At 71.3% G+C, this 19,094-nt stretch carries 7 protein-coding genes; 4 read left to right on the top strand and 3 right to left on the bottom strand.

Going from position 1 to position 19,094, the window contains the following annotated elements:
- Positions 1-2: 2 nt before the first annotated feature.
- The 3 genes from AC3EO4_RS08955 to AC3EO4_RS08945 are packed head-to-tail and all read right to left on the bottom strand — an operon-like array spanning position 3 to position 4,031.
- Positions 3-1,631: a beta-ketoacyl synthase N-terminal-like domain-containing protein gene (locus AC3EO4_RS08955; protein ID WP_379575203.1), complete on the bottom strand. Its 1,629-nt coding sequence runs from the start codon at positions 1,629-1,631 to the stop codon at positions 3-5.
- Complete coding sequence (locus AC3EO4_RS08950) at positions 1,631-2,965, bottom strand: DUF6002 family protein (protein WP_379575204.1); 1,335 nt, start codon at positions 2,963-2,965, stop codon at positions 1,631-1,633. Before AC3EO4_RS08950 ends, AC3EO4_RS08955 begins: the two co-directional genes overlap by 1 nt.
- 16 nt (positions 2,966-2,981) lie before the next feature.
- A complete protein-coding gene (locus AC3EO4_RS08945; RefSeq protein ID WP_431894786.1) occupies positions 2,982-4,031 on the bottom strand; it encodes a Rossmann-fold NAD(P)-binding domain-containing protein in 1,050 nt (349 codons plus the stop codon).
- Positions 4,032-4,545: 514 nt separating this feature from the next.
- On the opposite strand from AC3EO4_RS08945, the gene AC3EO4_RS08940 reads away from it, so the two are divergent.
- The 4 genes from AC3EO4_RS08940 to AC3EO4_RS08925 are packed head-to-tail and all read left to right on the top strand — an operon-like array spanning position 4,546 to position 19,094.
- Positions 4,546-4,749 (top strand): MbtH family protein, encoded by a 204-nt coding sequence (locus AC3EO4_RS08940; RefSeq protein ID WP_379575206.1) that lies wholly within the window; start codon positions 4,546-4,548, stop codon positions 4,747-4,749.
- An 8-nt stretch (positions 4,750-4,757) separates the two neighbouring features.
- Positions 4,758-13,970 carry a non-ribosomal peptide synthetase gene (locus tag AC3EO4_RS08935; protein ID WP_431895110.1) on the top strand — a complete coding sequence of 3,071 codons (9,213 nt, stop codon included), beginning with the start codon at positions 4,758-4,760 and terminating at the stop codon, positions 13,968-13,970.
- Positions 13,967-17,848: a non-ribosomal peptide synthetase gene (locus AC3EO4_RS08930; protein ID WP_431894783.1), complete on the top strand. Its 3,882-nt coding sequence runs from the start codon at positions 13,967-13,969 to the stop codon at positions 17,846-17,848. The genes AC3EO4_RS08935 and AC3EO4_RS08930 overlap by 4 nt, the downstream gene beginning before the upstream one ends.
- A complete protein-coding gene (locus AC3EO4_RS08925) occupies positions 17,820-19,094 on the top strand; it encodes an MFS transporter (RefSeq protein WP_379577593.1) in 1,275 nt (424 codons plus the stop codon). Before AC3EO4_RS08930 ends, AC3EO4_RS08925 begins: the two co-directional genes overlap by 29 nt.

Here is a 19,094-nt window from a genome sequence, read left to right as displayed (position 1 = left end):
GGTCAGACCTCCTGCCGTTGGAACGGGTAGGCGGGCAGGGAGACGATGCGGCCGTCCGCCGCCGGCCAGGCGGGCTCGTCGCCTGCCACCCAGGCCTCGGCCGCCCGCGTCAGGTCCTCCGGCGCGTCCTGCGGCAGGCCGCGCAGCCGGGCGACGGCCTCGGGCAGGTCCCGGCAGACGATCGCCGCCCTGTAGGCGAACGCTCGGCGTCCGGCGGTCAGCGTGTGGGCGACGTCGTCCAGGTCGGTCAGGGGAGCGGCCTCCAGGTGGTCGGCCAACCGCATGCGGGCCTGGCGCAACGCCTCGGGCGTCCGGGCCGAGACGGGCAGGACACGCCAGCCGGTGGAGGCCGGGCGCGGCGGTTCGCCGGCGACCTGCTCGACGATCACATGGGCGTTGGTCCCGCCCAGGCCGAAGGAGCTCACCCCGGCCCGCCGGGTCTCCGCCTCCCAGGCCACGTTCTTGACCGGCACGTAGAAGGGGCCGAACTCGACGTCCGGATCGGCGCGCTCGAAGTGGAGGTTGGCCGGGATGACGCCGTGCCGTACCGCCAGCACGGCCTTGATCAGCGCCGCCGCGCCCGCCGCAGCGTCGAGGTTGCCGAGGTTGGTCTTGATCGAGCCGAGCGCGACGGCGCTCGGCGGCAGCGGGTCGTCGGAGAAGGCCTGGGCCAGGGCGGCGACCTCGATCGCGTCACCGACCACGGTGCCGCTGCCGTGCCCCTCCACGAAACCGATGGCGCCGGGCGCCAGCCCGGCGTCCGCCAGCGCCTCGGCCACCACGCTCGCCTGCCCGTCGAGCCCGGGGGCGGCGAACCCGGCCCGGCGGGCGCCGTCGTTGCCCACGGCCCAGCCCCGGATCACGGCGAGAACCTGGTCCCGGCTCTCGACCGCGTCCTGCAGGCGCTTGAGCGCCAGGACCGCGACGCCGCTGCTGTAGGCGCCGCCCTGACCGGCGGCGTCGAAGGCGCGGCAGCGGCCGTCGGGCGAGACCAGACCGCCGGGTGTGTGCAGGAAGCGGGGTTCCGTGACGCTCACCCCGCCCGCGAGCGCCAGGTCGCAGCGGTAGTCGAGCAGGTGCTGGGCGGCCACGCAGACCGCGGTGAGCGAGCTGGAGCAGGCGGTCTGCACGGCCATGGCGGGGCCGGTCAGGCCCAGCCGGTAGGCCACCTGGGCGGCCACGTAGTCGGGCGCGAAGCCCGGAACCAGCGGCTCGTCCGGGTCGCCGGTGAACTGCCGGTACAGGAAGTGCCTGTTGACCGAGGCACCGGAGAAGACGCCGATCAGCCCGTCGAAGGCCGCTGGGTCGCAGCCCGCGTCCTCCAGCGCGGCCCAGGACTGCTCGAGGAAGAGCCGTTGCTGGGGATCCATGGCGGCGGCCTCGTCCGCTGTCACGCCGAAGAAGTCGGCGTCGAACGCGGTCACGTCGGGCAGGCGGCCGCCCGCCCGCACGTGCGCCGGATCGGCCAGCAGCCGCTCACCCACCCCGAGCGCGCGCAGCTCGGCCTCGGTGTAGTCGTGCACGACGTCCACGCCGTCGAGCAGGTTGCGCCAGAGCGAGGGCACGTCGGGAGCGCCAGGGAAGCGCCCGGCCATGCCGACGACGGCGATCGCGTCCTCCGGGAGAGACATCAGCGGCAGACCACCGCGGCGACGTCCTCGACGGTCGCGACCTCGGTCATCGCCTCCGCCTCGAGCGGCGTGTAGTCCGCCGAGGTGTAGCGGCCCGACCCGTGCACCACCACGTCGCGCCAGTCGTCGGCAAGGCCGCGGTCGACGGCGTTGAGCACGCCCGTCAGTGCCATGACCAGGGACCATTCCCTGAGCCGGCGGAAGTCGGCGGGCAGTTCGCAGCCGGTCCCTGCGAGCAACTCGCGCACCTGCGGATAGCGGGCTACGCATTCGGCCAGCGAGACCACGATGCCGTCGCCGCCCGCGCGCTCGATGATCGCGTTCATCGAGGGAGAGGTGGCGGGCCGGTGGGTGTAGAAGGTCGGGTCGAGCACCTCGTCCGGGTCGTAGGTCAGCGCGGGGAAGCGCGGGTCGGCCGACTGCCGGTAGAGGCCGTCCGCCAGGGCGTACTCGGGCAGGTTGGCCCGCTCGAAGGATCCGTTGCGGAGGTTGAGCACCATGTCGGGGGTGCCGAGGTGCTGCACGAGCAGGCTGGCGGGCCGGTGCTCCGGGCTCGAGGAGCCGGAGTCCTCCAGCACGTCCCGGCCGCGGTGGTAGCCGAGCAGCCCGAAGGCGCTGGAGACCGCGTGCGCGTGCAGCCGGGGCCCGGTGACCGGGGAGACCGCATGCTCGAAGTACGCCCTGGCGGTGTCGGCGACGAGATAGTTGGCCAGGTCCAGCGAGTACCACAGGTTCTCGCCCTTGGCCCGCAGGTCGCCGGCGTACTTGTCGGCGAAGGCCCGGCCGAGCGCCTTGACCTGCTCAGGCTCGGGGCCGTTGTAGACGAGCATCGGGTTCAGCTCGCGCAGCTCGGGGTCGGTGGACAGCCGGCTGGAGCGGAGCTTGGCCAGGCACGAGCCGGGCGCCAGGATCACCGTGCGCAGCTGGTCGGGGCGGACCAGCCCGGCCTCGATCGCGCGCAGCACCGCGTCGCGCAGCGCGACGCCCTTGTTGGCCGAGGTCGGCGAGAAGATCGTGACCGCTTCGCCGTACCGCCTGATGTACTCCACCGCGCGGGCGACGATCATCAACGAGGCGAAGGTCTTGGTGGTGCCCGTGGCGGGGTTGCCCGTGAGGTCGAGCAGGGTCAGCCGGTGCTCGCCGTACTCGCCGAGCGGTTCCCAGCGCGCGGTGGCCACCGACAGGAAACGTTCCACGTCCGCGTCGAGAGCGGGCAGGTGGTAACCGGGGGAGAAGCCGATGTCCGATCTGACCGGTTCGAGGTCGTCGACGCAGGCCGCGATCGAGGCGGGGAGGCGGTCGTAGTAGTCGATTAGCAGGTTCGCTGCGTGCATCGTCGGGCGCACCTCGTTAGGGGTAGGAGGGGAGGTCACGGAGCCGGTCTCTGAGCTGGGTGAAGGCTTTGGCGGCGGATTCCAGGTCCGCGGTGTGGAAGCCGCCGGCGAGGTCGGGGGCGACCCGGGCGAGCTCCTCCCGGGCGGCGGGGCCGAAGGTGACGCGCGTGCCCTCCACGACCACCCCGTCCTGTAGGGCTGAGCGCTGGTTGAAGGCGATGGCTTCGGCACGCTCCAGGCCCGGCGGCAGGCGCAGGCTCAGCTGACCGGCCGCGAGACGCACCGGGTAGCCGCCCGGCAGCCCGAGCGGGCCCGGCAGGGAGGTGTCGAGGTCGCCGCCGGTGAGCAGGCACCCCAACACCCGGGCGGCGGTCAGGCCGGTGACGTGGTTGAGCTCGGTGCGCGAGGTGGCCCGCTGGGCGGCAAGGAGTGCGCCGACGTCGTCGAGGGAGCGGCCCTGGTGCCAGACCCGCGCCTCGTCCTCGGGGGAGGCGGGCGTGTACAGGTGGACATGGTGGGCGAGCACCTGCAGCTCTCGCTGGTCGGGCAGGCCGAGGGCGGTCTGGAGGCTGGCGGCCAGCAGGCCGGCGTTGCCGATCCCGCACAGCACGGGGACGCCGCACGCGGCCAGCACGGGGTTGACCGCGTCGGGGAAGCAGGCGTTGACGAACCAGGACCCAGGGCTGGCCGAGGCGAGTGCCGTGCCCGCGCGGACGGCGGACTCGGCCTGGAACGGCAGAGTGAGTCCGAAGCCGCCGCGCCGGAGCAGGGAGGTCCAGGCCGAGGGGGAGCTGAGCGACTCCCAGGGGGATTGGCTGGAGGCGGCCAGCAGCACGCCCGCAGGAGCGGCGGCCGCCAAGGCCTCAGGCAGGGGGTCCGTCACGGGGCGGAAGGTCACGCCGGAGCCGGCGATCGCGGCTCTGGCCATACCGACTTGGCATAGCTCAGCGGTCCGCGCCGGATCGCGCCCGATGACGGTGATCCGAGCCGGCGGCCCGGTCACGGCCAGGGCATAACAAACGGCTCTGGCCAGACCACCGGTGCCGATGACTGCCAATTCGGTCATGGGCCCTCCTCCGTCGGCCCCATGACCAGCTCACTGCGTCTTTCGATGCCCCCGACAAGCTCAGTCGTGCTGCTCTGGCCGGCAAGCGGGAGGTAACTCTGCACCGCCATGCTGGACTGATGCCTCTCTACATGCTGGTAAGCACGGAATTAAGGATTTCCCCCAAAACGGACGGATCGCCCGTTATGTCCCCAAACCATCTTGGTGAGTTTGGGCCCGGCCTATATTCCACAGTTCACCAAGGTGCTGTCAATCCTCCGTTTTACGGTCATGAACACTGTCAGTGATCGTTAGATGCGGTTCTCCCGACAAGTGTTGACTTGCCGGGTACCTGTGGACTTCAATCGGCGCGGCACTTCGTTCGAAGCGACTACAGGGGCTGTCAGGACGGGATAAAGTGCCCAACTGTTCCATTATTGGCCGTAACTTGTCATGTTTTGCGGCTCCAGGTCCCACATTGTTCTTTGGCGCGTCCGGCAACCCCTGACGCGGCGAAAGGGAGATAGGCGTACCCATGCCCAGTGGCGACTACAAGGTAGTGATCAACCACGAGGAGCAATACTCGATCTGGGCATCAGATCGCCCCACGCCGACCGGCTGGCGGGATGAAGGATTTTCGGGGGACCGTAATAGCTGCCTTGAGCATGTCGACAAGGTCTGGACGGATATGAGGCCCCGCAGTCTGCGTGAGGCCATGCAGGAGTCCGAGCAGGCGTGAGCGCGCCTATGGATCAGGCGTCCGGTTTCGCGCTTCCTGCCTCTTTCGCGCAGGAGCGGCTCTGGTTTGTGGACCAGCTGGAACCTGGGCTCGCCGTGTACAACATCCCGTTCGGCACCAGCCTGCCGGCCGGTGCCGAACCTGACGCCGTGACCGCGGCCCTGACCAGGGTCGTCGCCCGCCACGAGGTGCTGCGAACCGCGGTGGAAAACCGCGACGGCGTGCCGACCCAGATCGTGCTGCCCGAGGTCCCGATCGAGGTCCCGGTCACCGACCTGCGTGGACTCCCCGCCGATGAGCAGCAGACACGGCTCTCCCAGGTGCGTGAAGCCGACGCTGCCCGGTCCATCCCGCTCGATCAGGCCCCGCTGTGGCGGGCGCGCCTGATCCGCACCGGGGGCGAGCGCGACCACCTCTTCTTCACCGTCCATCACGTCGCCTTCGACGCCGCCTCCGTGGCGATCTTCCAGCGGGACTTCCTGGCCTGTTTCGGCGAGGCCGACCTTCCCGAGCTGCCCATCCAGTACGGCGACTTCGCCGCCTGGCAGCGCGGGCGATGGGACGGCGGCGAGCTGACCGACCAGCTCGGCTACTGGCGCAAGCAGCTCGCCGACCTGCCCGAGCCGCTGCGGCTGTCGCCCAGGGCGCCCGACCAGGGCCTGCCGCGGCACGCCGGCGGCGACATCGGCTTCGAACTGCCCGCCGCCACCGTGCAGGGCGTGCACCGGATGGCGCGGGAGCGGCACACCACACCCTTCGTGGTGCTGCTGGCCGGGCTCAAGGCGCTGCTGTCCCGCCTGGCCGGGCGGGCGGATGTGGTGGTGGGCTCCCCGGTGGGCGGGCGGCCGCTGCCCGAGCTGGAGCCTCTGATCGGCAACTTCGTCAACACCCTGCTGCTGCGCACCGAGTGCGCGCGGGAGGTGAGTTTCGACCAGCTGGTCGACCGGGTGCGGACCGCCGTCTTCGACGCCCTCGATCACTCCGAGGTGCCCTACGAGCGGCTCGTCGAGGAGTTCCGGCCGGATCGTTCGGACGGCGTGGGCGCGCCGCTGCATCAGGTCGTGTTCAACCTGCTGCCCTCTCTGGTGACCAACGGGCAGGTACGCAACGGCACCGCCAAGGTGGACCTGCTGATCGACCTCGCCGAGGTGGACGGGCGCATCGACGGGCGCATCGAGTACGCGGCCGCGCTGTTCGACGAGGCCTGGACGAGGGATTTCGCCGCCCGCTACCGCAACCTGCTCGACGCCGCCATGGCCGCGCCGGAGACCTCCCTGGCCGACCTGCCGCTCCTGCTGCCCGGCGAGGAGGAACGCCTCACCACGGCACCACCCCCCTTCAGCGCCGAGTTCGACACCGTGACGGAGGCCTTCGCGGCCCAGGTGGCCGCCCGCCCCGACCAGGTGGCGGTGGCCGACGCCCAGGGACGCAGCCTGACCTACGCCGAGCTGGACCGCAGGTCCAACCGGCTGGCCCACCGCCTGGCCGGAGTGGCCCGCCCCGACACCCCGGTGGCGATCTTCCTGGACACCGACGTCGAGCTCGCCGTGGCCGTGCTCGCCGTGCTCAAGGCGGGCGCCGCCTACCTGTCGCTGGACCTGGAGCACCCTGCGGAGCGGCTGCGCCGGCTGCTGGCCGACTCTGGTGCGACAGCCGTCATCACCAGCGCGGAATTCGACACCGACCTTCCGGTCATCGACGTGCGCGAGACGGATGAGCTGCCGGAGACGGCCCCCGAGATCACCCGTCACCCGGACATGCTCGCCTACGTCATCTACACCTCCGGCTCGACCGGCCTGCCCAAGGGAGTGGGCATCGCCGACCGGCACCTCACGGCCTACGTGGCCGGGGTCAGCGGGCTGCTCGGCCTGGCCCCTGGGTTGCGCCACTCGATGGTGCAGCCGCTGACCTTCGACTTCAGCGTCACCGTCTTCCACGGTTCGCTGCTCACCGGCGGCACGCTCCACCTGGCTCCGCGGGAGCGCGCGACCGACGCGGCGTGGATCGCCGAGCACCTCCGGCGCGACCGGATCGACGTGCTGAAGATCACGCCGTCGCATCTGGCCGCCCTGCAGCTCGACCAGTTGCCCGCGCGCACGCTGGTGCTCGGCGGCGAGGCGTCTCGCTGGGATTGGGTACGGCAGCTGCGCGCCCGTCCGCACGGCCCCGCGGTCGTCAACCACTACGGACCCACCGAGACCACCGTCGGCGTGCTCGGCCTCGCGGGCGATCAGGAGCCGGCCGGAGCGGGCGCGGTCACGCCCATCGGCTTCCCGCTGCCCCATGCCGAGGCCTACGTCCTCGATGAGGACCTGCGCCCGGTGCCCGACGGGGTCGTCGGCGAGCTGTGCATCGGCGGCGTCACCGTCGCCCGCGGCTACCTGGGCCGGCCGGGACAGACCGCCGCCGTCTTCGTCCCCCATCCCTTCGGCCGGCCGGGTGCGCGCATCTATCGCACCGGCGACCGGGCACGGCGGCTGCCGGGCGGCGCCATCGAGTTCCTCGGCCGTGCGGACGGGCAGGTCAAGATCCGCGGGCACCGGGTCGAACCCGGAGAGGTGCAGGCCGTCCTGGCCGCCCATCCCGCCGTCACCGACTGCGTGGTGGTCGTGCGCGGGCAGCACGAGCCCGAGCTGGTGGCCTACGTCGTCGGCGACACCCGGCAGCTGCCCGCCTACCTGGCCGAGCGCCTGCCCGCCTACCTCATCCCCGCGCACCTGGTCGAGCTGCCCGCGCTGCCGCTGGCCGCGCACGGCAAGGTCGACCGGTCCAGGCTGCCCGACCCGCCCGACGCCGTGGAGGCCGAGCGGGTGCCCCCGCGCGGCCCGGTGGAGGAGCTGGTGGCCGGCCTGTTCGAGGCGCTGCTGGAGACCGGTCCCGTCGGCCGGGACGACGGCTTCTTCGCGCTGGGCGGACACTCCCTGCTGGCCATCAAGCTGATGGGCCGCCTGCGCAAGGCGTTCGGCGTCGGGCTCTCGCCCAGGGCGCTGTTCGAGTCGCCCACGGTCGCCGGGGTCGCCGCCCTCGTGGCCGCGGCGCAGGGCCGCGGTGCCGAGCAGGTCCCGCCGGTCCTCCCCGTCCCCAGGGACGGCCTGCTTCCCGCCTCCTACTCCCAGCGCCGGCTGTGGTTCCTGGACCAGCTGGAGCCGGAGCTGGCCGTCTACAACACGCACGTGCGGCTACGACTGCGCGGCGCCCTGGACGCGGCGGCGCTGGAGCGTGCCCTGGTCATGGTGGCCGCCCGCCACGAGGCGTTGCGGTCACGGTTCGTCCAGCGCGACGACGACCTGTTCGTGTCGGTGGCGGCCGAGGCCGTCGTGCCCTTCGAGGCGGTGGAGCCTTCCGAGCTGGAAGCCTGCGGTGCCCGCCGGTTCGATCTGACCGCCGAGCCGCCGATCCGGGCTGCTCTGGCACGGCATGCCGTCGATGATCACGAGTTGCTGGTGACGCTGCACCACGTCGTCACCGACGCGTGGTCGGCGGTGCTGTTCGCCCGTGAGCTGGGTGAGTGTTACGCGGGCCGGACGCTGCCTGAGCTGACCGTGCAGTACGCCGACTTCGCGGCCTGGCAGAAGGAGCGGGTGGAGGGCGAGCTGCGCGACACGCAGCTGGCCTACTGGCGCAAGCGGCTCGCCGGAATGCCGGAACGCCTGGAACTCCCGGCAGACCGCCCGCGCCCCGCTCGCCGGGACTACGTGGGCGCGAACGTCCCGATCACCATCCCCGGCCCAGTCGTGGAGCGGCTGCGTGCCATGGGCGCGCAGGAGAACGCCTCCCTCTTCATGACCATGGTCGCCGCGCTCTCGATCGCGCTGTCCCGCGCGACAGGGCAGCGGGACATCGTGGTCGGCACGCCCGCGGCCGAGCGCCCCAGGCCCGAGCTGGAGTCGCTGATCGGCTGCTTCCTCAACACGCTGGTGCTGCGTACCGACACCTCGGGCGACCCCACCTTCCGCGACCTGCTCAAGCAGGTCAGGACCACCACGCTCGAGGCGTTCGCCAACTCCGAGGTGCCCTTCGAGGCGCTCATCGAGGAGCTGCAGCCCGAGCGCGACCTGGGCGCGACGCCACTGGTCCAGGTGCTCTTCAGCCTGGAGGACGCCGACCGCCCCGCGGTCAGCTCGGGCGGGCTGACCATGGAGTGGCGGGGAACCGGCACCTCGACGGCCAAGTTCGACCTCACCATGTACCTGCGCAGGGAGCCCGGCGGGGTCGGCGGCATCCTGGAATACCGCACCGACCTGTTCGACGAGGCCACCGCACAGCGCATCGCCGCGCTCTACACCGAGGTGCTGGCCGCCGTCGCGGCCGGGCCCGAGCAGCCGATGTCGGCCCTGCCCGCGCTGACCGCCGCCGACGAGGCGCTGGTGGAGCAGTGGAACGACACGGGTGCGCCGGAGGAGTACGCCTCCCTGGCCGAGCTGCTGGCCCGGCGGGTGGCTTCCACGCCGGACGCGCCGGCTGTCTGGGACGGCTCCTGGTTGACGTATGCCGAGTTCGGCGCGCGGGTTCACGGGCTGGCCTCGGCGCTTCGCGAGCAGGGCGTACGGCTGGGCGACGTGGTCGGCGTCTGCCTGCCGCGAAGCGTCGACCTGGTCGTGGCCGTCCACGCGGTCGTGGCCGCAGGGGCTGCCTACCTGCCGCTCGATCCCGGCTACCCCGACCAGCGGCTGGACTTCATGGTCGAGGACGCCCGCGCCGGCGTGGTGATCACTGGGGAGCCCGAGCGCTTCCCTGGGCTTGTCACGGTGCCTCCGACCGCGTCCGCGGAAGGGCCGCTCGACCTCGCGATCCCCCCGACCGCGCCTGCCTACCTGATCTACACCTCAGGGTCGACGGGCGTGCCGAAGGGCGTGCTCAACTCCCACGAGGCCATCGTCAACCGGCTGACCTGGACCGATCATGCCTTCGTGCTCACCGCCGAGGATCGGGTCCTGCTGAAGACGACCTTCACCTTCGACGTGTCGGTCTGGGAGCTGTTCTGGCCGCTCATCGCCGGAGCCGGGCTCGTGGTCGCCGCTCCCGACGCGCACCGCGACCCGGCCGCGCTGGTCCGCCTCCTTGCGACCCACGGCGTGACCACCGTGCATTTCGTGCCGTCGATGCTGGACGCTCTCCTGGACGAGCCGGTCCTCGACCTGCCCTCGCTGCGCCGGGTCTACTGCTCAGGCGAGGCGCTGCCGTCTGCCCTGGTCGCACGGGCGCACGAGAGGCTGCCCGGCATCGAGGTGCACAACCTCTACGGTCCCACCGAGGCCGCCATCGAGGTGACCTGGCACAGGTCAGAGCCGGACGAGCCCCGCACGCCGATCGGCGCGCCCATCCGGGGCATCAGGATCGAGATCCTCGACTCCGACCTGCGCCGTGTTCCCGTCGGCACTCCCGGCGAGCTGTGCATCGCAGGGATCGGCGTGGCCAACGGCTACGCGCGGCGTCCCGGGCTGACCGCCCGGCAGTTCGTGCCCGACCCGTACGGCCCGGCCGGCGCGCGCATGTATCGCACCGGCGACCTGGCCCGCTGGTTGCCGAACGGCGAGGTCGACTACCTGGGCAGGATGGACGGCCAGGTCAAGATCCGTGGCATGCGCGTCGAGCCAGGGGAGATCGAGTCGCTCCTGGCCGCGCACCCCTCGGTCAGGAGCGCGGTGGTACAGCCCGTGCGGGGCGTGCTCGCCGCCTACGTTGTCGGCACGGCCGACCCGGCGGCGCTCACCGGCCTCCTGCGCGAGCGGCTGCCCGAGCACATGATCCCCGCCTCGTTCACCTTCCTCGACGAGCTCCCGACCAACGCCAACGGCAAGCTCGACCGCGCCGCCCTGCCGGAGCCCGGTCAGGTGCAGCAGGACTCGGCGGCCACCCCGCCGCAGGGTCCGGTGGAGGAGCTGGTCGCGACGCTGTTCGAGTCGGTGCTGGAAACCGGTCCGGTCGGCCGGGAGGACGGCTTCTTCGGGCTCGGCGGCCACTCGCTGCTGGCCATCAAGGTCGTCACCCGCCTGCGCGCCGCCTTCGGCATCGACCTGCCGGTCCGAGCCCTGTTCGAGGCGCCGACCGTGGCCGGCCTGGCGGAGCGCATCGCCGCCGCCCGCACCGCCACCTCGGCCGAGGTCGTGCCCATCCCGCGTGACGGGCTGCTGCCCGTGTCGTACGGCCAGCGGCGGCTGTGGTTCCTGGACCAGCTGGAGCGGGAGCTGGCCGTCTACAACACGCAGGTGCGGTTGCGCCTGCGGGGCCCGCTGGACGCGGCGGCGCTGGAGCGTGCGCTGGTCGCGATGGCTGCCCGGCACGAGGTGTTGCGATCGCGCTTCGTGGAGCGTGACGACGATGTGTTCGTGTCGGTGGCGGCCGAGGCCGCGGTGCCGTTCGAGGCGGTGCGGTCGGAGGAGCTGCAGGCCTTCGGGGCTCGACGGTTCGACCTGACGGTGGAGCCGCCGATCCGGGCGGCTCTGGTACGGCACGCTTCGGATGATCACGAGCTGCTGGTGACGATCCATCACGTGGCCAACGACGCGTGGTCGTCCGGACTGTTCGCCCAGGAACTGGGCGAGCTCTACGCGGGTCGCGAGCTGCCCGACCTGGCCGTGCAGTACGCCGACTACGCGGCCTGGCAGCGGGACCGGGTGGAGGGCGAACTGCGCGACACCCAGCTGGCCTACTGGCGCGAGCGGCTGGCGGGCATGCCGGAACGTCTGGAGCTCCCGACGAGCAAGCCGCGTCCCGCTCGCAGAGGTCACGACGGAGGCAACGTCCCGTTCATGATCTCTCCCGAGGTCTCCGAACGCCTCCGGCTGCTCGGCGCGGACGAGAACGCGTCGCTCTTCATGACGCTCCTGGCCGCCTTCACCGTCCTGCTCGCCCGCCACACCGGACAGCGGGACATCGTGGTCGGCACCCCCGCCGCCGAGCGGCCCCGGCCGGAGCTGGAGCCGCTGATCGGCTTCTTCCTCAACACCCTCGTGCTGCGCACCGACTGCTCCGGCGACCCCACCTTCCGAGAGCTGATCGGCCGGGCCAGGAACACCGCGCTCGAGGCCTTCGCCAACTCGGAGATGCCCTTCGAGGCACTCGTCGAGGACCTGCAGCCGCGCCGCGACCTCGGCAGCACGCCGCTGGTTCAGGCGCTCTTCAGCCTGGAGGACGCGGAGAGGTCCGAGCTCCGCGTCGGCGAGCTGGAAGCCGAGTGGGTGAGCTCGGGCACGACCACCGCCAAGTTCGACCTGTCGCTGTATCTCCAGCGCTTCCCCGGCCAGCTCGGTGGGATCTTCGAGTACCGTACCGACCTCTTCGACGCCGACACGATTTCGCGGCTGGCCGAGCACTTCGTCGCTCTCCTGTCCGCCGCCGTCGCCGATCCTGACCTGCCCGTCTCCGAACTGCCCCTCCTGACCGCCGATGTGGCGTCGGTGGAGGGGTGGAACGCGACCGGCGCGCCTCGGGAGTTCGTGGCGTTGCCCGACGTGGTGGCACGGAGGGTGGCGTCGTCGCCGGACGCTCCTGCCGTCTGGGACGGCTCCTGGTTGACGTATGCCGAGTTCGGGGCGCGGGTGAACGCGCTGGCCTCGGTGTTGCGGGAGCAGGGTGTACGGCTGGGCGATGTGGTGGGCGTGTGCCTGCCGCGTGGCACCGATCTGATCGTGGCCGTGCACGCGGTGATGGCCGCCGGCGGGGCCTACATGCCCCTGGAGCCCGGCTACCCCGATGAGCGCCTGTCCTTCATGGTGGCCGATGCCGGAGCTCGCGTCGTGATCACCGAGGAGCCGCGGCGCTTCCCCGGGGTGACGGTGAGTCCGGCCGCGTCAGGGGACCCGGCTCCGCTTGGTGTCCGGATCCCGCCCAGCGCCCCCGCCTATCTGATCTACACCTCCGGCTCCACCGGCCGTCCGAAGGGCGTGCTCGTCTCCCACGCGGCCATCGCCAACCGACTCGTGTGGATGGGGGAGGCCTTCCCCCTGACCTCCGGTGATCGAGTCATGCAGAAGACGCCGTTCACCTTCGACGTGTCGGTGTGGGAGCTGTTCTGGCCCCTCATGGAGGGAGCCGGGCTGGTGGTGGCACCTCCTGGGGCACACCGCGACGCGGACGCCCTGGTCACGCTGATGCGACGGGAGAACGTGTCGATGGTGCACTTCGTGCCGTCGATGCTGGATGCCGTGCTGGACGCGGTCGCGGAGGAACCCGACCTGGCGGTGCCGTCGTTGCGGCGGATCGTGTGCTCGGGTGAGGCGCTGCCCTCTTCCTTGGTGGCTCGCGTGCACTCGGCGTGGCCCGGTGTCGAGGTGCACAACCTCTACGGCCCGACCGAGGCCGCCGTCGACGTCACCTGGCACGCGTGCCGGGTGGGTGAGGAGCGGACGCCGATCGGGGCGCCGATCAGGGCGACGCGGATCGAGATCCTCGACGCCGACCTGCGACGGGTGCCCGTGGGCGCCGCCGGCGAGCTGTGCATCGGCGGGGTGCAGGTCGCGCAGGGTTATGCCGCCCGGCCGGGCCTGACAGCCGATCGGTTCGTCCCCGATCCGTTCGGACCACCCGGATCGCGGTTGTACCGCACGGGCGACCTGGCGCGCTGGCTGCCCGACGGCGAGGTCGACTACCTGGGCCGCATCGACGACCAGGTGAAGATCCGCGGCATCCGGGTGGAACTCGGCGAGATCGAGGCCGTCCTGGCCCAGCACCCCGGCGTGCAGGCGGCCGCGGTCCGTCCGGTCGGCGGCGTGCTGGCGGCCTACGTCGTCGGCACGGCGGATCCGGGGGACATGGCCGGCTTCCTGCGCCAGAGGGTGCCCGAGCACATGGTGCCCGCCTCCTTCACGGTGCTGGACCGCCTGCCGGTGACAGCCAACGGCAAGCTCGACCGCAAGGCACTCCCCGAACCGCAGGCCCCTGTCGGCGTGCCGTACGAGGAACCGAGCGGTGAGATCGAGCGGGCGCTGGCCGCGGTCTGGGCGGAGGTGCTGGGCGTCCCGACGCCCGGCGCCCACGACAGCTACTTCGCGCTGGGCGGGGACTCCATCAGATCGCTCAAGATCGTCGCGCGCCTCCGGGCCCGCGGATACACGCTCGCGCTCGAGGACATCTTCGTCCACCAGACAGTGCGCGAGTTGGCCCAGGTGGTCACCACCGGGACGGTGAACGAGAGCCGCAGCACCAGCGAGGCGTTCAGCATGCTCGGCGCCGCGGACCTGGACCGGCTGAAGCAGCGTTTCCAAGGAGGCAAGCGTTGACGGCTCTGGAACTCGAGGACGCCTACCCGCTGACCGCTCTGCAGTCCGGGATGCTCTTCCACAGCGCCTACCAGGAAGACTCCGCGACCTACCACGACGTCTTCACGTTGATCCTGCGTGGGCCGTACCAGAGCGACACGTTCCGCGTCGCCCTTCGCGAGGTCATGGCCCGGCACTCGGTCCTGCGCACCTCGTTCGACCTGACCGGCTTCGACGAGCCCATCCAGCTGGTCTGGCAGGATGTCGAGCCACCCGTCGAGGAACTCGACCTGTCCGGGTTCGAGGACCCCAGGCAGCGCCTGAGCATCTGGCGCGAGCAGGAGAAGCACCGGCCCTTCGACTGGGAGGCCCCGCCGCTCTTCCGCGCCGTCATCCACCACCTCGACACCGACTGGTTCGCGCTCACGCTGAGCTTCCACCACGCGATCCTCGACGGCTGGAGCGTCGCCTCCATGGTGACCGAGCTGCTGGACCGCTACGCCGCGGGGCTGCAAGGGGTGCCGCAGGCGCCGGCCGTACCCCCGCCCTCCTCCTTCCGCGACTTCGTCGCCAGGGAGAAGGAGGCGGTGGCCTCGCCGCAGACCGAGCGGTTCTGGCGGGACGCGCTGGCCGACGCGCCGGTGACCGCGCTGCCCAGGCTTCCCGGCTACCGCACGGGAGACGCCGAGGACACCGTCTCGCATGCCGTACCCCTTGACGACCAGCTCGTCGAAGGGCTGGAGAGGGTGGCGCGGCAGGCCAGGGTGCCGCTGCGCACCGTGCTGCTCGCCGGGCATCTACGCGTGCTGGCGCTCCTGACGGGCGACCCCGACGTGGTCACCGGCATCGTGACGCACGGCAGGCCCGAGCACGAGGCGGCCGAGCAGGTCCTCGGGCTGTTCCTGAACAGTGTGCCTGTGCGGGTGCGCACCGACGTGCCGAGCTGGGAAGAGCTGATCAAGCGGGTCTTCGCCGCGGAGGTGGCGTTCCTGCCGCACCGGCTGTATCCGCTGTTCGAGATGCAGCGTCTCAGCCAGCGCTCTCCCCTGATCGACGTGCTCTTCGACTATCGCGACTTCCACGTCTACCAGGACCTCGGCCCCGGCGGGGTCGTCCAGGTCGAGGAGAGCGAGTTCTTCGAGCAGACGAACCTGCCACTGTCCGCGAACTTCACCTGGTCGCCGCAGGCCGGCGGGCTGGAGTTGAAGCTCAAATATGACATCACGCAGTTCTCCGCCGATCAGGTCGTGCGGGCGGGTGAGCACTACCGCCGGGTCTTCGCGAAGATCGCCGAGGATCCGGCGGCTGACCCGCGCGATTCCGAGGAACTCCTGGCCGCCGATGTGGCTTCGGTGGAGGGGTGGAACGCGACGGGCGTGCCTCGGGAGTTCGTGGCGTTGCCCGACGTGGTGGCGCGGAGGGTGGCGTCGTCGCCGGACGCTCCTGCCGTCTGGGACGGCTCGTGGTTGACGTATGCCGAGTTCGGGGCGCGGGTTCGTGGGCTGGCCTCGGCTCTTCGCGAGCAGGGTGTACGGCTGGGCGACGTGGTGGGCGTGTGCCTGCCGCGTGGCGCCGACCTGATCGTGGCCGTGCACGCGGTGATGGCCGCCGGCGGGGCCTACATGCCGCTGGAGCCGGACTACCCCGATGAGCGCCTGTCCTTCATGGTGAGCGATGCCGGGGCTCGCGTCCTGATCACGGAGGAGCCTGGCCGTTTCCCCGGTTCGGTGGTGGTGGCTCCTACCGAGTCGGCGGACGGGCCGGCTTTCGCCCTGACGATCCCGCCGACAGCGCCCGCCTATCTGCTCTACACCTCCGGATCGACGGGACGCCCGAAGGGCGTGCTCGTTTCCCATGAGGCCATCGCCAACCGGCTGGTGTGGATGGGAGAGGCGTTCCCGCTCGGGGCCGGTGATCGGGCCGTGCAGAAGACGCCGTTCACCTTCGACGTGTCGGTGTGGGAGCTGTTCTGGCCCCTGATGGAGGGGGCCGGGCTGGTGGTGGCGCCCCCGGGCGTCCACCTGGACGCGGCCGCGTTGGTCGAGCTGATGCGCGCTCACAGCGTCTCGATGGCGCATTTCGTGCCGTCGATGCTGGACGCGGTCATGGAGGTCCCGGATCTGGACGTGCCGTCGTTGCGGCGGATCGTGTGCTCGGGTGAGGCGCTGCCCTCTTCTCTGGTGGCTCGCGTGCACTCGGCGTGGCCCGGTGTCGAGGTGCACAACCTCTACGGCCCGACCGAGGCCGCCGTCGACGTCACCTGGCACGCGTGCCGGGTGGGTGAGGAGCGGACGCCGATCGGGGCGCCGATCAGGGCGACGCGGATCGAGATCCTCGACGCCGGCCTGCGCCGGGTTCCGGTCGGGACCGCGGGCGAGTTGTGCATCGGCGGGGTGCAGGTCGCGCAGGGGTATGCCGCTCGGCCAGGTCTGACTGCGGAGCGATTCGTGCCGGACCCCTACGGCCCGCCGGGGGCACGCCTGTACCGCACGGGCGACCTGGCGCGCTGGCTGCCCGACGGCGAGGTCGACTACCTGGGCCGCATCGACGACCAGGTGAAGATCCGCGGCATGCGGGTGGAGCTCGGCGAGATCGAGGCCGTCCTGGCCCAGCACCCCGGCGTGCAGGCGGCCGCGGCGCGGCCTGTCGGCGGCGTGCTGGCGGCCTACGTGGTCGGCACGGCGGAGCCGGAGGAACTGGCGGTATTCCTGCGCCAGCGGCTGCCCGACCACATGGTGCCCTCGTCCTTCACCGAGCTGGACCGGTTGCCCGTCACCGCCAACGGCAAGCTCGACCGCAAGGCGCTCCCGGACCCGGCGCCGGTGGCCCGGGCTCCCTACGAAGCACCCCGCGACGAGCTGGAAGAGACCCTCGCCCAGATCTGGGCGGAGATCCTCGGCGTGGAGCGTCCCGGCATCCGTGACGACTTCTTCGACCTGGGCGGACACTCGCTGCTGGCGCTCCGCCTGGCCCTGCGGATGCGGCAGGCGCTCGGCAGGGAGATCCCCGTGGCCACGGTGCTCGCCGCGCCGACGATCGCCCAGCTCACCGAAGCCCTGGCGGACGAGGGCGAGAACCCGGTCTCCCGCGGCCGGGTCGTGCCGCTGCGCACCGCCGGCAACCGCCCGCCCCTGTTCCTCATCCACGCGCTGGGCGGGCAGGTCTTCCGGTACCGCCCGCTTGCCCAGCATCTGGGTGACGACCAGCCGGTCTACGCCATCCCGGCGCACGGGCTGACCGAGGGCGACGCCGTACAGACCACCATCGACGAGATGGCGGAAACCTACGCCGGCTACATCCGCGAGCTCTTCCCCGCCGGGCCGTACTTCGTCGGCGGCTTCTGCATCGGCGGGAACATCGCCCTCGAAGTGGCCCGCCGGCTGCGCAAGGACGGCCACGCCGTGCCGTACGTCTTCCTGGCCTGGTCCTCGGCGGAGGAGCCGGTCGTCGGCTCGACGCTGGAGGACGACACCGCGCTCATGGTGCACGCGTTGGCCGGCGGGGCGACCTCGCTCGACCCCCGCGAGCTGAGCCTGATGGAGCCGGCCGAACGGCTGCTGGCCATCGTCAACGCCGCCACCAAGGAAGGCCAGCTTCGCACGGAGAGCACCGACCTCGACCAGATCCAACGCTACGTCGAGGTCTTCCGCGCCAACGCGCACGCGGTGGGGCGCTACAAGCACGACACCTTCGACGGGCCGGCTGTCCTGCTGATCCCCGAGGAGGACAACGCCCCACCCGACGAGGACTACGGGTGGCGGGCGTTCGTCCCGAACCTGGAGACCGGGCTCATCCCCGGCGCGCGCTTCAGCGCGCTCTACAACCCCTACGTCACCCGGACCGCCAACGCATGGAGGAGGTGGATGGACCGTGGTCTCGAACACCGCGCCCGCCACTGAGGCAGCACCGACAAGCCTCTGGAAGCATCGCGACTTCCTCAAACTCTGGGTCGGTTACAGCACCTCCCAGTTCGGTGGCCAGATCACCGTCGTGGCCATGCCGCTGGTCGCCATCATCGTGCTGGGCGCCAGCGAGGCCGAGGTCGGCACGCTGGGCGCGGTCGGGCGGCTGCCGTTCCTCCTCTTCCTGTTCGCGGGGTTCTGGGCCGACAGGTTCCGCAAGCGGCCCACCATGATCGCCGCTGACATCGGCCGTGCCGTCCTCCTCCTGGCGGTCATCGGCCTCTACGCCGCGGACATGCTGACGCTCTTCTGGCTCGGCGCGATCTCCTTCCTGTCCGTCGTGCTGTTCGTGTTCTTCGAGGTCGCGAACATGTCGCACCTGCCGTTCCTGGTGGGACGCGAGTTCATCGGCGACGGCAACGCCAAGCTCCAGCTGAGCAACTCCGTCGCCCGAGTCGCCGGCAACAGCGTCGGCTCCATGCTGGTCACCGCCTTCATCGCGGTCCAGGTCCTGATCGTCGACGTGGTGACGCTGGTCGTCTCCGCGATCAGCTGCGCGCTCATCCGCAAGCCCGAGCCCGTGCCGGAGCGCGGCGAGGACCGGCCCGGCGTCTTCTCCTCCATCGCCGAGGGCATGCGCTGGGTGCTGCGCGACTCGCTGATCCGCCCCAGCATGATCGCCGCCGGATTCTACATGTTCTTCTACACCGGCATCGAGGTGCTGCTGCCCATCTGGATCATCAAGGGCCTGGGCCTGCCGGCGTACTGGGTCGGCATCCTGCTGGCCGTCGGCGGGCCCGGCGCCATCCTGGGCTCGCTCCTGGCCGTCAGGTCCATGAAGAAGATCGGCATCGGGCCGTCCTTCTTCTGGATGACCGTCATCGGCAACCTCTCGCTCTTCCTCATCGGCCTGGCCACCGGGCCCACCTGGCTGCTCGTCACCATGATCGGCCTCGCGCAGTTCCTGCTCGGCATCACCGGCCCCATCGCCATGGTGTCCAGCGGCACCCTCCGCATGGGCGCCACCCCTGAGCACCTCCAGGGCCGCGTCATGGCCTCGCAGCGGACCGTCGCTCTCAGCCTGGCGCCCGTGGGCGCCCTGCTCATGGGCCTGCTCGCCGAAGGCATCGGCCTTCGTACCACGCTGCTCATCTGCGCCGCAGGCGCGGTGATCCCGATCATCGTGTTGGCGCTCTCCCCGATCCCTCGCACTATGGGCATGCCGGAACCGCAGGAGCACTGA

The organism is Nonomuraea sp. bgisy101 (assembly GCF_057708945.1).
This window is presented reverse-complemented; position numbering and strand designations above follow the sequence as displayed.

Coding starts and splice junctions, on each gene's coding strand:
- AC3EO4_RS08955 (WP_379575203.1), bottom strand. CDS start 1,631: ATGTCTCTCCCGGAGGACGCGATCGCCGTCGTCGGCATGGCCGGGCGC.
- AC3EO4_RS08950 (WP_379575204.1), bottom strand. CDS start 2,965: ATGCACGCAGCGAACCTGCTAATCGACTACTACGACCGCCTCCCCGCC.
- AC3EO4_RS08945 (WP_431894786.1), bottom strand. CDS start 4,031: ATGACCGAATTGGCAGTCATCGGCACCGGTGGTCTGGCCAGAGCCGTT.
- AC3EO4_RS08940 (WP_379575206.1), top strand. CDS start 4,546: ATGCCCAGTGGCGACTACAAGGTAGTGATCAACCACGAGGAGCAATAC.
- AC3EO4_RS08935 (WP_431895110.1), top strand. CDS start 4,758: ATGGATCAGGCGTCCGGTTTCGCGCTTCCTGCCTCTTTCGCGCAGGAG.